Source organism: Microbacterium lacus (assembly GCF_039531105.1).
GTDB classification, from domain to species: Bacteria; Actinomycetota; Actinomycetes; order Actinomycetales; family Microbacteriaceae; genus Microbacterium; species Microbacterium lacus.
In genome coordinates, this window is record NZ_BAAAPK010000001.1 from 2,098,098 (window position 1) to 2,111,883 (window position 13,786).

At 69.1% G+C, this 13,786-nt stretch carries 14 protein-coding genes; 5 read left to right on the plus strand and 9 right to left on the minus strand.

Annotated features, from left to right (window positions below; all coding sequences use genetic code 11):
* Nucleotides 1-49 precede the first annotated feature (49 nt).
* The 4 genes from leuD to ABD197_RS09955 form a co-directional block, all read right to left on the minus strand.
* A complete protein-coding gene (gene leuD, locus ABD197_RS09940; RefSeq protein WP_344054046.1) occupies nt 50-646 on the minus strand; it encodes a 3-isopropylmalate dehydratase small subunit in 597 nt (198 codons plus the stop codon).
* A 2-nt stretch (nt 647-648) separates the two neighbouring features.
* Complete coding sequence (gene leuC / locus ABD197_RS09945) at nt 649-2,136, minus strand: 3-isopropylmalate dehydratase large subunit (protein ID WP_344054048.1); 1,488 nt, start codon at nt 2,134-2,136, stop codon at nt 649-651.
* A 154-nt stretch (nt 2,137-2,290) separates the two neighbouring features.
* Nucleotides 2,291-3,370 carry a fatty acid desaturase family protein gene (locus ABD197_RS09950; protein ID WP_344054050.1) on the minus strand — a complete coding sequence of 360 codons (1,080 nt, stop codon included), beginning with the start codon at nt 3,368-3,370 and terminating at the stop codon, nt 2,291-2,293.
* Between the two features lie 121 nt (nt 3,371-3,491).
* Entirely contained in the window at nt 3,492-4,574 is a 1,083-nt protein-coding gene (locus ABD197_RS09955; protein ID WP_344054052.1) for a TerC family protein, read from the minus strand.
* Nucleotides 4,575-4,825: 251 nt separating this feature from the next.
* On the opposite strand from ABD197_RS09955, the gene ABD197_RS09960 reads away from it, so the two are divergent.
* From ABD197_RS09960 to ABD197_RS09970, 3 genes are read left to right on the plus strand one after another with little or no spacing between them, the layout of a single operon-like run.
* A complete protein-coding gene (locus ABD197_RS09960; RefSeq protein ID WP_344054054.1) occupies nt 4,826-5,386 on the plus strand; it encodes an RNA polymerase sigma factor in 561 nt (186 codons plus the stop codon).
* Nucleotides 5,383-6,483 carry a DUF4349 domain-containing protein gene (locus tag ABD197_RS09965; RefSeq protein WP_344054057.1) on the plus strand — a complete coding sequence of 367 codons (1,101 nt, stop codon included), beginning with the start codon at nt 5,383-5,385 and terminating at the stop codon, nt 6,481-6,483. Before ABD197_RS09960 ends, ABD197_RS09965 begins: the two co-directional genes overlap by 4 nt.
* A gap of 16 nt (nt 6,484-6,499) precedes the next feature.
* Entirely contained in the window at nt 6,500-7,486 is a 987-nt protein-coding gene (locus ABD197_RS09970; RefSeq protein ID WP_344054059.1) for a 1-phosphofructokinase family hexose kinase, read from the plus strand.
* A 1-nt stretch (nt 7,487) separates the two neighbouring features.
* Here ABD197_RS09970 and ABD197_RS09975 read toward each other — a convergent pair whose 3' ends face one another.
* Entirely contained in the window at nt 7,488-9,629 is a 2,142-nt protein-coding gene (locus ABD197_RS09975; RefSeq protein ID WP_344054061.1) for an MMPL family transporter, read from the minus strand.
* Between the two features lie 89 nt (nt 9,630-9,718).
* On the opposite strand from ABD197_RS09975, the gene ABD197_RS09980 reads away from it, so the two are divergent.
* Entirely contained in the window at nt 9,719-10,216 is a 498-nt protein-coding gene (locus ABD197_RS09980; protein WP_344054063.1) for a MarR family winged helix-turn-helix transcriptional regulator, read from the plus strand.
* Here ABD197_RS09980 and ABD197_RS09985 read toward each other — a convergent pair whose 3' ends face one another.
* Nucleotides 10,217-10,783: a DnaJ family domain-containing protein gene (locus ABD197_RS09985; protein ID WP_344054065.1), complete on the minus strand. Its 567-nt coding sequence runs from the start codon at nt 10,781-10,783 to the stop codon at nt 10,217-10,219.
* Between the two features lie 23 nt (nt 10,784-10,806).
* Nucleotides 10,807-11,361 (minus strand): hypothetical protein, encoded by a 555-nt coding sequence (locus ABD197_RS09990; RefSeq protein WP_344054067.1) that lies wholly within the window; start codon nt 11,359-11,361, stop codon nt 10,807-10,809.
* An 87-nt stretch (nt 11,362-11,448) separates the two neighbouring features.
* On the opposite strand from ABD197_RS09990, the gene ABD197_RS09995 reads away from it, so the two are divergent.
* On the plus strand, nt 11,449-12,477 hold the full coding sequence (locus ABD197_RS09995; protein ID WP_344054069.1) for an LLM class flavin-dependent oxidoreductase: 1,029 nt from the start codon (nt 11,449-11,451) through the stop codon (nt 12,475-12,477).
* Between the two features lie 6 nt (nt 12,478-12,483).
* Here the strand turns inward: ABD197_RS09995 and ABD197_RS10000 are convergent, their stop codons facing one another.
* Both ABD197_RS10000 and ABD197_RS10005 read right to left on the minus strand, forming a co-directional pair.
* Complete coding sequence (locus ABD197_RS10000; protein WP_344054071.1) at nt 12,484-13,236, minus strand: hypothetical protein; 753 nt, start codon at nt 13,234-13,236, stop codon at nt 12,484-12,486.
* A 37-nt stretch (nt 13,237-13,273) separates the two neighbouring features.
* Nucleotides 13,274-13,783: a GNAT family N-acetyltransferase gene (locus tag ABD197_RS10005; RefSeq protein ID WP_344054073.1), complete on the minus strand. Its 510-nt coding sequence runs from the start codon at nt 13,781-13,783 to the stop codon at nt 13,274-13,276.
* Nucleotides 13,784-13,786 lie beyond the last annotated feature (3 nt).

Genomic DNA, 13,786 nt, shown 5'->3' on the forward strand with positions numbered 1-13,786 from the left:
GCGCCCAGCCTCGTGGGCTGGATGCCCGAGCCTACGGAACCGACTGAGTCTATGGAACAGGCAGTGTCCGAGGGCGCCACGCCTCTCGGCGAGCCTCGAACTGCGCGATCTTGTCCTCGTTGCGCAGGGTGAGCCCGATGTCGTCGAGCCCTTCGAGAAGCCGCCACCTAGTGTAATCGTCGATCTCGAACGGCACCTGGAGGTCGCCGATCGAGGCGGTGCGGGCCTCGAGATCGACCGTCATGCGGATGCCGGGCTCGGCGTCGATCGCCGCCCAGATGCGCTCGAGGTCCGCTTCGGAGATCACGCCGGTCAGCAGTCCCTGCTTGCCGGAGTTCCCTCGGAAGATGTCGGCGAACTTCGGGCTGAGGACGACCGCGAATCCGAAATCGCGCAGTGCCCAGACGGCGTGCTCCCGGCTGGACCCGGTCCCGAAGTCGGGTCCGGCGACCAGGACGCTCGCGCCCTGGTACGCGGGCTGGTTCAGGACGAAGTCCGGGTCCTGCCGCCACGCCGCGAACAGGGCGTCATCGAACCCCGTCTTGGTCACGCGCTTGAGGTAGACCGCGGGGATGATCTGGTCGGTGTCGACGTTCGAGCGCTTCAGCGGCGCGGCGATGCCGGTGTGGGTGGTGAACTTCTCCATGATCAGGCCTCCCCCGCCTGGACGCGCGCGAAGATCGGAGTCTCGGACAGATCGTCGTCCGCACGCGGCGGAAGGTCGCTCGGGCTGGACAGGGTCCCCCGTACCGCCGTGGCCGCCGCGACGAGCGGCGAGACGAGGTGCGTGCGTCCGCCCTTGCCCTGGCGTCCTTCGAAGTTGCGGTTGCTCGTGGACGCGCACCGCTCGCCGGGAGCGAGCTGATCGGGGTTCATCCCGAGACACATCGAGCAGCCCGCGAAACGCCATTCCGCGCCGAACTCGGTGAAGACCTTGTCCAGGCCCTCCGCCTCGGCCTCGAGCCGGACGCGCGCCGATCCCGGGACGACCATGACCCGCACGCCCTCCGCTTTCTTCCGCCCTCGCACGATCGAGGCGAACGCCCGCAGGTCCTCGATCCGGCTGTTCGTGCACGAGCCCATGAAGACGGCATCCACGGCGACGTCCTTGAGCGGCGTCCCCGGCTCCAGGTCCATGTACTCGAGCGCTCGCTCGGCCGCGGCGCGGTCGTTCGGGTCGGCATAGTCCGCAGGCGAGGGGACGACGTCGTTCAGCGACACGCCCTGTCCGGGGTTGGTGCCCCACGTGACGAAGGGTTCCAGCTCGTCGGCGTCGAGGTAGACCTCGGCGTCGTACACCGCGCCTTCGTCGGAGGGGAGCGTACGCCAGTAGGCGACCGCGTCCTCCCAGTTCTGCCCCTGCGGCGCGTGCGGCTTGTCCTTGACGTACGCGAACGTCGTCTCGTCGGGGGCGACCATGCCCGCGCGGGCGCCGGCTTCGATCGACATGTTGCAGATCGTCATCCGGCCCTCCATCGACAGGGCCCGGATCGCACTGCCGCGATACTCCAGCACGTAGCCCTGGCCGCCGCCGGTGCCGATCTTGGCGATGACCGCCAGGATGATGTCCTTCGCGGTGACGCCGGGTCGAAGCGTCCCCTCGACCGTGATGGCCATGGTCTTGAAGGGCTTGAGCGGCAGCGTCTGCGTCGCCATGACGTGCTCGACTTCGCTCGTGCCGATCCCGAACGCCATCGCACCGAACGCGCCATGCGTCGAGGTGTGCGAGTCGCCGCAGACCACGGTGATGCCCGGCATCGTGAGACCGAGCTGCGGACCCACGACGTGCACGATGCCCTGTTCCTTGTCGCCGAGCGAGTGCAGGCGCACGCCGAACTCCTCGGCGTTGCGGCGCAGCGTCTCGATCTGCGTCCGGCTGGTGAGGTCGGCGATCGGCTTGTCGATCTCCAGCGTCGGGGTGTTGTGGTCTTCCGTCGCGATCGTGAGGTCCAGGCGCCGCAGACCCCTGCCCTCGGCGCGCAGGCCGTCGAACGCCTGCGGGCTGGTCACCTCGTGGACCAGGTGCAGATCGATGTAGATCAGGTCGGGCTCGCCGTTCTCGCCCTTGACGACGAGGTGGTCGTCCCACACCTTCTCGGCCAGAGTGCGCGGGTGATCGGGGATGTCGGTGGTCATGTCTGTCGTTCTCCAGGAAGAGGGATCAAGCCCGACGGACTCCGCGACGAGGAAGGCCTGAGATTACGAGGACTCGCCGCGGCCGCTAAGGAGAAGGAGAGCGGTGCGCATCGGCCCAGGATAACACCGGCGGCGGACGGGGACCCATCCCTGCTCAGATGGCGGCGCGCTGCTGGACGAGCGGGCAGGCGAAGGGATCCCTTTCGCCCAGACCGACCCTGTTGATGTATCGGACCACGATCGCGTAGGACTGCCACAGGCCGGTCACCGTGTAGGTCACACCGTGGCGTTGGCAGTATTCCCGCACGATCGGTGCCACCCGGCGCAGGTGCGGACGAGGCATCGAGGGGAACAGGTGATGCTCGATCTGGTAGTTCAGTCCCCCCATCATCACGTCCAGCGCGCGCGTGCCGCGCACGTTCCGGCTCATCAGGACCTGACGGGTCAGGAAGTCCAGCTTCGCGTCGCCGGGCACGATCGGCATGCCCTTGTGATTGGGGGCGAAGACCATCCCCATGTACACCCCGAAGAGTCCCAGCTGGACAACGAGGAAGACGGCCGCGATCCCCGGGGAGAGGACGAGGAACACCAGCGTGCCGAAGCCCGCAAGGCGAATCGACAGGAAGCCGATCTCAACCCATCGCCGGTCGAGCTTCTCGCGCGATGCCACCCGGCGCACGCCGGAGGCGTGCAGAGACACACCCTCGAGCAGGAGGATCGGGAAGAAGAACACCCCCTGGTGCGCGACCAGCCAGCGCGCGGCTCGGGACCGAGGGGCTCGCGCCTGCTCCGGGGTGAACGCGATGACCGGGAGGTCGATGTCCGGATCGGTACCGACTTTATTGGGATTCGCGTGATGGCGGGTGTGCTTGTGCCGCCACCAGCCGTAGCTCATCCCCACGAGGAGATCGCCGAGGATCAGGCTCACCCAGTCGTTCCATTTGCCCGACACGAAGATCTGCCGATGAGCCGCGTCATGGCCGAGCATCGCGATCTGCGTGAAGAGGACGGCGAATCCGGCGGCCGTGAACAGTTGCCACCACGTGTCGCCGATCCAGATGAACGCGAGGATCGCGCCGGCGAGGACGACGGGCACCGCGGCGAGCTTCGTCCAGTAGTAGCCGTAGCGACGCCGGAGCAGTCCGGAGCGGCGGACGATCGCCGCCAGCTCGGTGAAATCGCTCGTTCCGGTCCGAGGAACTCGGGGCTTGGTGAGGATGATGCCTGCGGACATGACGACCTCCAGAGGTCGATTCATGCGGCGGGCCGGGCTGCGCCCGCTGTCATGCTCGAAACCTACGCCCGCTCCCTGGACGTCTCACAGACTTCGGCGGCGGGAAGCGGGGTCCGCGGGATCACGCGCCCCGTCGCGGATCGGACGAGGCGGGCTGGTCCACGGTAGGGGGCGTGCCCTTCTCGTCGGCGACCACCTGGGCGGCGGCATCCGCGCTGCCCGCCTTCTTCTCTCGCGAAGAGGCGATCAGGCTCGCGACGGTCGCCACCGCCATCGACAGGATGATCACGGCGAGCGACATCCAGGTCGAGATCTCCGGCGCCCACTCGATGTGCTCCCCGCCGTTGATGAAGGGCAGCTCGTTCACGTGCATCGCGTGGAAGACGAGCTTGAGACCGATGAAGGCGAGGATGAACGCGATGCCGTAGTGGAGGTACCGCAGGCGGTCGAGCAGGTCGCCGAGGAGGAAGTAGAGCTGGCGAAGTCCCATGAGGGCGAAGATGTTCGCCGTGAAGACGATGAAGGGGCTCGTGGTGATGCCGAAGATCGCCGGGATCGAGTCGATCGCGAACAGCAGGTCGGTCACACCGATCGCGGCGAAGACGATGATCATCGGCGTGAACATCTTCTTGCCGTTCACCACGGTGCGGATCTTCGCCCCGTCGTAGTGGTCGCTGATGTCGATCGTGCGGCGAAGGAGCCGGACGATGAAGTTCTCCTTCTGCACGTCGTCATCGTGATCGCCGCCGGGGAACGCCTGTCGGTACGCGGTCCACACCAGGAACGCGCCGAAGATGTAGAAGATCCAGCTGAACTGCTCGATCGCCGCCGCGCCGATCAGGATGAAGATGCCGCGCAGCACGAGCGCGATGATGATGCCCACCATCAGCACTTCCTGCTGATAGCGCCGCGGCACCGCGAACTGGCTCATGATCAGGACGAAGACGAACAGGTTGTCGATCGACAGGCTGTACTCCGTCAGCCACCCGGCCACGAACTGACCGGCGTACTCGCCCCCGGCGAAGATCCACATCAGGCCCGCGAAGAGCAGCGCCAGCGTGACGTAGAACACGACCCACAGGGTCGATTCGCGCGTGGACGGGATGTGCGGGCGCTTCAGGATCAGCAGCAGGTCGGCCGCCAGGATGAGGGTCAGCACGACCAGCGAGCCGATTTCGAACCAAAGAGGCAGCTGCAGGTCCATGGAGGCCTTTCGGAGGTGGGGTCGACGGATCGTCGAAAGTCTCTCCCCCGCGCGTGGGGGTGTCCCCCGCGGCGGCGCGGGCCCGGGGAGCCGACGACGGCTCCCGTGATGACGGGCACGCGATGACGGGATACTCCCCCTCGCGCTCCCCAGGATAGCGCGTGAGACGATCCGCACCGCGTCGACACTTATCCGGTGAGAGACAATGAAGCTCCGCTCGCCGACACCGTCGGCGACGGGAAGGGATGCCGATGACCGAGCAGCGCTCGACGGATGACGCGACGCTCGTGGCCCGCGCCGCCGCGGGAAGCGAGCTCGCGTTCCGCGCGCTGTACCGGGCTTATGTCCGGCCGGTGTACTGGCTCGCGCACGAACTGGTCGGCAACCCCGCCGACGCGGAGGACGTGACGCAGGAGACGTTCCTGGTCGCATGGCGCAAGCTCGGCGGCCTGCAACTCGCGGGAGATTCGCTGCTGCCGTGGCTCGTGACGGTGTGCCGTTTCCAGGCGGCGAACCGGATCCGGCGTCAGCAGCGAGACCGAGCCCACACCGCCGGAGCGCCCGATGACGGCATCCGCTCGACCGTGGACGTCGAACAGCAGATCATCGACGCCGAGTTCGCGCAGCGCATCCTTCGCGAGGTGCAGGGCCTGTCGAGCCTGGATCGCGAGATCTTCCGCCTGTGCGCCACCGAGGGGTACGCCTACTCCGCCGCCGCCGAACAGCTCGGCGTGGCGCACGGTGTCGTCCGCAACCGTCTCTCCCGCATCCGCACGCGCCTGCGGACCGTCGCCGAGGAGAGCAGCACATGACCATCGACCCGCACATGCCCGATCGACCCGCCGAAACACGATCGCTGCCCCCGATCGACGATGAGCGCGTGGACCGCATGGAGGATGCCGTCTTCGCCGGAATCGCCGCGGACCGCCGCACCCACCGCACGCGACGCGCCCGCGGTTGGGCCGTCGGCGGCGCTGCCGCCGCCGTGATCGCGGTCGCCGCCGTGATCGCGCCGAGCGTGGGCGGGGTGCTCGCCCCGGCCGGTGTCACCACGTCCTCCGATGCCGCCGTCGCCCCCGCCACACCGTTCTCGGACGCGGGTGGAGCCGCCGAGGACACCGCGATCTCCAAGGAGAGTCTGAGCTCGGGCGCCGATTCGACGGTCGACTCGACCGCAGCGCGCGACATCATCACGACGGCTTCGGCCACCGTGGTCGTCGACGACATCGCCGACGCGGTGGACGCCCTGACGGATGCCGCGACGTCGCGCGACGGCTACGTCGAGTCGATGAGTGTGGGGCAATCCGGCGTCGTGATGCCGATCGACCCGATGATGGGCGGGACCACGGACACGTCGATGCCGTATCCCACACCGGCGGCCGACGCGGCATGGGTCACCCTGCGGGTGCCCGCGGATGCGCTCGACTCGCTCGTGGACCAGCTCGCCGGCCTCGGCGACGTCACCGCCTCCTCCGTGAACCGGCAGGACGTCACCGAGGTGACGGTCGATCTTCAGGCGCGCGTGGATGCCGCGCAGGCGTCCGTGGATCGCATGACCGAGCTGCTCGCCGGTGCCACCAATCTCACCGACCTCATCGCGGCGGAGTCCGCTCTGGCCGAACGCCAGGCCACTCTGGAGTCGTATCAGCAGCAGCTGAAGTACTACGACGAGCAGGTCGCGATGTCGACCCTGACCGTCACGCTCACCGAGCCGGCGCAGAGCGTCGCAGCCGACCCCGCCGGGTTCGGCGACGGCCTCGCGGCGGGCTGGAACGGCCTCGTCGCCACACTGAACGGCATCGTGATCGCGCTCGGGTTCCTGCTCCCCTGGCTCGCAGTGGCAGGGGTCGTCGCCCTGATCGTCTGGGGGGTCGTCACACTCGTCCGCCGTCGCCGCCGGAAGGCCTGAGTCCTACACTGGCCCCATGGCAGCACCGGCGAGCGGGGTGCGGCATCCGCTCCACCACGATCCGATCCTGACCGTGACGCCCAACCCGGCGCTGGATGTCAGCACGTCGGTCGCGCAGGTCGTGCCGGAGCACAAGATGCGCTGCGGACCGACGGAGCTGGATCCCGGCGGCGGCGGGGTCAACGTCTCGCGCGTCGTCCGGAATCTGGGCGGCCGATCAACCGCCGTGTACGTGGTCGGGGGCCCCACCGGCCAGGCCTATCGAGAACTTCTGGAGCGCGCGGGGATCGTCGGCCGCGCCGTGCGGATCCGGGCGAGCACCCGCGAGAGCTTCACGGTGGACGAGACCTCGACCGGTGCGCAGTTCCGCTTCGTGCTGCAGGGGCCGACGTTGCGCGAACCGGAGTGGCGGGCGCTCCTGTCCGCCGTCGGCGACGACATGCCCTCCGGCGGGTACGTCGTCGCGAGTGGCAGTCTTCCGCCCGGTGCGCCCGAGGACCTCTACGCGCGGATCGCCCGGATCGCGCGCGAGCGGGGCACCCGCTGCGTCGTGGACACGTCCGGCCCGGCGCTGCGAGCGGCCCTCGACGAGGGCGTCTTCCTGGTCAAGCCCAGCAGGCGCGAGCTCGGCGAGTTGCTCGGTGTCCATATCGACGACGACCCCGCGATGCGGGATGCCGCGCGCGAACTCGTGCGATCGGGCCGGTGCGAGATCGTGGCGCTCACCCTCGGCGAACGTGGGGCGGCGCTGGTCACGCGCGACCGCACGCTCGCACTGGACTCGCCGCGGGTGGCGGTGCGCAGCACGGTCGGTGCCGGCGATGCCTTCCTCGGCGCACTCGTGCTGCGACTCGCGCAGGGCCGAGGACCGGCCGCCGCCTTCCGCACCGCGGTCTGTGCGGGCAGCGCGACGGCGATGCTGCCCGCGACGGACCTGTGCCGGGCCGAGGACGTCGACCGGCTCTACGCGGCGATGGTCCTCCCGCCCGAGCCGGTCCTCTGACTCAGACCTTGGCCGTCGCTTCCGCACCTTCGCGGGCGAGCGCCTCTTCATTGCTGACCGGAGCGAGGGCATCGGCTCCCTGCGCTGCGGCGTCGGCGTCACGCAGGACCGGCTTGCGGGGCCACCAGAACGCGTCCTTCGTGATGAACGCCAGCGCCGGAACGATCACCGTGCGCACGAGCAGGGTGTCGATGAGCACGCCGATGCACACGATGATGCCGATCTGCGTGAGTGTGATCAGCGGCAGCACGCCCAGCACCGCGAAGACCGCCGCCAACAGGATGCCCGCGCTCGTGATCACCGCGCCGGTGGCGGCGAGGGCGCGGATCATCCCCTGGGTGATCCCGAGCCTGTCGCTCTCCTCCTTCGCCCGCGTCACGAGGAAGATGCTGTAGTCCACGCCCAGCGCGACGAGGAACAGGAAGCTGAACAGCAGCACGTTCGTGTCGATCGCGGGGAACCCGAACAGCGGGGTCTGGAAGAGCCACCACGCGGCCCCCACAGCGGAGAAGAAGCTCGCAACCACGGCGATCAGGAGCAGCAGCGGAGCGACGAGCGCCCGCAGCAGGACGACGAGCACCACGAAGACGAGCACGAGGATCAACGGGATGATCAGGGCCTGATCGCGGGCCTGTGCGTTCGTGACGTCGAGGGCCTGGGAGTCCAGCCCGCCCACGAGTCCTTCACCGTTGCCGATGTCGTCCAGCTCCGCGCGCATCCGCTCGATCGTCGCGAACGCCTCGGGAGTCTCTGCGGCGGCGCTCAGCGTGACGTCGATGCGCGCCCAGTCTTCCGTCGTCTCCCCGATGACGGCGGCATCCACGCCCTCCGTGTCGGCGAGCACCGCGGCGGCCTCGTCGGCGTCCTCGACCGGCACGACCACCGCCGCAGGCGAGGTGGCGCCGGCGGAGAACGCCTCGGCCAGCACTTCTTGACCCTGCACGGCTTCGGGCTTCTGCAGGAAGCGATCGTTCTGCGACAGGCCGGTCTGCACGAAGAACAGGCCGCTCGCGAGGATACCGAGCACGATGAAGCCGCTCGTGGCGACGATCACCGGACGCTGGGAGACCGCGCGACCGAGCTTGCCCCAGACGCTCCGCGAGATCGCGTCGGGCGATCCGAAGCGCGGAACGTAAGGCCAGAAGAGGCCGCGACCGAACAGCAGGAGCGCCGCAGGAAGGACGAAGAGCGCGAAGATCATCGCGACGATGATGCCGACCGCGCAGGCCAGGCCCAGCGCCCGGTTGCCGGCGAGTTCCGCGAACAGCAGAGTGGCCAGGGCCAGGGCGACCGTGGAGCCGCTCGCGATGATCGCGGGGCCGGCACCGCGCAGGGCCCGGCGCATCGCTTCCCGGCGGTCCTCGTGCAGCCGCAGCTCGTCGCGGTAGCGCGCGATGAGCAGCAGGGCGTAGTTCGTCCCCGCGCCGAAGACGAGGACCGAGAGGATGCCGGTGACGGACGCGTCCAGGGTGACACCGACCGCCGAGGCGACCAGGCGCGCGACGATACCCGCGAGGGCGTCAGCGACACCGATCACCACGAGGGGCACGAGCCACAGCCACGGGCTGCGGTAGGTGACCAGAAGGAGGATCGCCACGACGATGACCGTCGTCAGCAGAAGCGTGAAGTCGGCACCGGCGAAGACGGCGGCGATGTCCACATCGAATCCCTCGGCGCCGGTCAGATAGACGCGGACGCCCTCCAGATCTGCGGATGCCGCGTCCCGCAGCTCCTGGGCGCGCTCGGTCTGAGCCGCCACGTCCGGTTCGGGGTCCAACGGCACGACGAGGAACGCGACGGTGCCGTCCTCGGACACCTGCGCCGGCGGGACGAACCCGTCGCTGGAGAGGTCCGCGAGTTCTCCTAACGCCTTCGCGTCGATCGCGGCGAGGGTCTCCGCGCTGAGTTCTCCGTCGTCGGCGGCGAACACGAGGAGCGCCGAGGTGCCGTCGGCACTGTCGAATTCGTCGAGCACCTTGTCGGCCTGGACGGACTCCGCAGAGTCGGGCAGCCCCACAGTGGGCGCGGCGTCCGACTCCTCTCCCCCGGCGAGAGCGAACAGCGCCCCGGCGGCCAGTGCGGCGAGCACCAGGACGATCCACGACGTCTTCGCCGAGGTGATGAATCGGAGCAGGCCGGACATGCGCGCCTCATTCGGTTGCGACGAGAAGAATGTAGCTAGATTCTCTAACTACCAGGTTATCTAGAGACAATAGCGATATCGTGGGGGCCATGCAAACGGAGGAAGAGGAATTCCTCGGGACCGACGCGGGGATGGGCGAACCCCGGGTCCGCGATGCCACGCGCCTGCTCAGGGAGTTCCTGGACGTCAGCGACGCCTTCGAGCGCTCTCTCGGCCTCGAGCTCGAGGTCAATCAGACCGACCTGGAGGCGATGGAGCACCTCCTGATGAGCGGACCGCTCGGCCCGAGCGAACTCGCCCGACGACTCGGCATCTCGACCGCGTCCGCCACGACCGCGATCGACCGCCTGGTCGCCGTCGGGCACGTCACCCGAGAACCCAATCCCCGTGATCGGCGAGGTGTCCTCGTCGTCCCCAACGAGGCATCGCGCGCACGGGCGATGGCGCGTCTCATGCCGATGATCATCGGCGTGGACGCGCAGCTGGACCATTTCTCCGCCGGTGAGCAGGAGACGATCACGCGCTATCTGCGGCGGGTGGTCGACCTTTATCAGGAGCACGTCGGCGAGGACCCGCGCGCCCGCTGATCAGCGTCGCAACCAGCCGAACCGTCGGCGTCGCGGGCGAGGCTCGGCGGGAACGGACCGGCGTGCCGTCTCCTCGATACGGCGCGCGTGCCACGCGGCCACCCACTCCTCGATGTCCACCGTCGGAGTGACCACGGGCGGTCCGCCCAGCAGCTGCCGGCGCGCGTCGATCACGCGGCGGTTGAAATCCTGGAGGTGCTCGCGGACGTCGGCCGCGGAGGACATCCCGTCCACCCGCTCCATGAGACCCGCATACTCGGTCCGCAACGTGAGTGCCGGCGGGCCGAGCCCGGTCAGACGCTCCCGTTCGATCTTGCGTCGGATCCACCAATCCGGATCCGTCGTCGACCCGAGTCCGGGAATCGGCTTGCCGGCACCCGGCAGGTCGTCGAAATCGCCGCGCCTGATCGCCTGCTGGATCGCCGTCTCGACGATCGCGGCGCGGTCCGCCTCGCTGCGGAACCGCGCCGCGGAGGCCTCGGCCTCGGCGGCCGCCTGTGCGGCGGCATCCGGATCTTCTCTGTGCAGGCGATACCGGGCCGCGGCCTCTCGCGGGTCTTCCGTCATGGTCCGGACAGGATACGCCGCTGCTACTCGGGGGCGTCCACGCACCCCGCGGGTTCGGAGTTGCCGCTGATCGTGAACTCCTGGCACGTCAGGAACTGGTCCTGGTTCAGCCCGAGGAAGAACGCGACCACGGCTACGCCCAGTACGACGCCGACGATCAGCCACCGCTGGCGCCGCGTGGAGTTCTCGCCGAAGTCCGGCCACATGATGCGCGCCAGCACCCAGACGGTGAACGGACTCGCCACCAGGACCACGAGGAGCCCGAAGACCGTGGCGAGGAAGGCGAAGATATCGGTGGTGTCGATGGCGATGAACGACAGGATGAGCCAGACCGACGGAAGCAGCAGGACGAAAGCACGCCAGAGTCGGCTGCCGGTGGGCCGACGCTCCACGAGGACGAAGACGAACGCCGCTGTGGATGCCGCCCACAGGGTGAGCAGCGTGTCGAAGAACAGAGTGCCCCACGCGCCGAGCTGGAAGGCCGGCCACCAGACCACGACGGCCATGCCGACCGAGATCACCGCGAGGGGGATGTCGCGGCGACGGTCGGACGTGATCTCCGGACTCGTATCGCTCATGCCGTGAAAATAGCGCACGACGACGACGACGCGGCACTTGCTGTATTCAGCGGAATACAGATTGCGACCGATATCGTTGCACCCGATATGGAACGCTTCGGAACCCTCTCCTTCGGGCACTACGGACCGCTCGGCGGCGGGCGGACGCTCTCGGCCGGCGACTCGATGAAACAGGCGATCGAGCTCGCCCAGGGCATGGACGAGCTGGGCGTGGACGGGACCTACTTCCGCGTCCACCACTTCGCGCGTCAGCAGGCCTCCCCGATGCCGCTCCTCGCCGCGATCGCCGCGACGACGAAGCGCATCGAGGTGGGGACCGGCGTGATCGACATGCGCTATGAGAACCCGCTCGCGCTCGCGGAAGAAGCGGCGGCGGTGGACCTCATCAGTGATGGGCGGCTCGCCCTCGGCGTGAGCCGCGGCTCACCGGAGACGGTTCTGCGCGGGTACGAGGCGTTCGGCTACACCGGGTCGACCGACCCGCGTGGTGCGGATCTCGCGCGCGACCACTTCGCCACGTTCCTGCGGGCGATCGACGGCGAGGGCTTCGCCGAGCGCGATCCGCACAGCCCCTTCGGCGGCGGCACCGGACTCCAGGCCGTCGAGCCGCAGTCGCCCGGGCTGCGATCCCGCGTGTGGTGGGGCGCCGGCAACAGCGAGTCCGCGCGCTGGGCGGGAACCGTCGGGGTCAACCTCATGTCGTCGACCCTGTTGACCGAAGCGAGCGGGCAGCCGTTCGACGAGCTCCAGGCCCAGCAGATCGAGACCTTCCGGACCGCCTGGCGCGATGCCGGACACGCGGGTAAGCCGCGCGTGTCCGTGAGCCGGTCGATCTTCCCGATCACGACCGCCGAGGAGCACATGTACTTCGGCGGACGCCAGGACGGCGACCAGATCGGCGTGATCGACGGCATGCGGTCGACATTCGGCAAGACGTACGCGGCGGAGCCGGACGTGCTGGTCGAGCAGCTGCTGCAGGATGCCGCGATCAGGAGCGCCGACACGCTCATGCTCACGATCCCGAGCCAGCTCGGGGTCGCCTTCAACCTCCGGGTCGTGGAGTGCTTCGCGCGCTACGTCGCGCCGGCACTCGGCTGGGTGGGCACGCGCGTCTGACCCGGATCAGAACATCCACGGCTCCGGGGCCATCCCTGTGGGTGGATCCTCGATGACGGGCGGCGGTTGCTGGCGTTTCCGCAGCGGCCCCAGGGCGGCATCCCGGGAGCGGCCGGCGATGCCGGTCGCACCGGCGCGCAGCCGCGTCAGCTCGGACACGGCGGGCCCCCGGGGCATGGCCCGCGGGAGGGCTCCCGCGGACACGATCCAGGTCGGGAGCCCGAGCAGCCGCAGCACGATGCCGAGGCGCTCCGACTCGTTCACGCTGTCGGGGTCGAGCTCCTCCTCGAGCAGCTCGCCGAGCTTCTCCTCGGCGTCCGGACGGTGCCACAGGTCGGCCAGGACGCCCGCGCCCTCCGCGCCGATCGGATCGGTGAGCACTTCCGGATCCGCGCCCGGCTCCCGGGACGGGTCACTGCAATAGCGGACGACCTCCTCCGCACTGCTCCACGCCACCAGCGCGAGCTGCCGGTCGCCGCGCACGCGCACAGCCAGCACCGGACCGCGGATCACCGCCGCCAGCTGCCCCGCCACCTCGATGATCCCGCGTCGGTCATCGGCCACGACCCCGTCGCCCGGATCACCCACCACCACGATCACCCCGTCGGCCGGCGGAGCGATCCAGCCCGAGAAGCGGATGTCGCGAAGAACGCGGTCCACTCGAGCTGACGCATCCTCGCCGTCCGGGGCGATGATCGCTCCGTAGGAGTGCCCGCCGGGTCCATCCCCCTGTGCGCTCGGTGCCGGTATCGGGTACACGCGTCGATCCTTCCGCTTGCCTGGTCCTGTCGCTCGATCAGCTCGCGGCGTGCCGCGCGAGCACCGTCAGGGGCTCCCCCGTCAGACGCTGCGTCGTCCACTCATCCATCGGCTCGGCGCCGAGGGCCCGGTAGAACGCGATGGACGGCGCGTTCCAGTCGAGCACGGTCCACTCGAGGCGGCTGTAGCCGCGCTGGACGCACAGCTCCGCGAGGGAGGCGATGAGCGCCTTCCCGTAGCCTCGTCCCCGTTCGGTCTCATCGACATGGAGGTCCTCGAGCCAGATCCCGTGACGTCCCGTCCACGTCGAATAAGTCAGGAACCAGAGCGCGATGCCCACGATCCGACCTTCACGCTCGACGACATGGCAGAACGCGGCGGGCGCAGGGCCGAACAGCGTGTCGGCGAGGGCGGAAGCCGTGTTCGCGACTGCATCGGGCTCGCGTTCGTAGACGGCGAGGGCGTGGATGCCGGCGAGGATGCCTTCTTCGTCGCCGGGCTCGGCAGCCCTGAGCGTCGCGCCGTCGGCAAGGGGTCGTACAGTCATCTC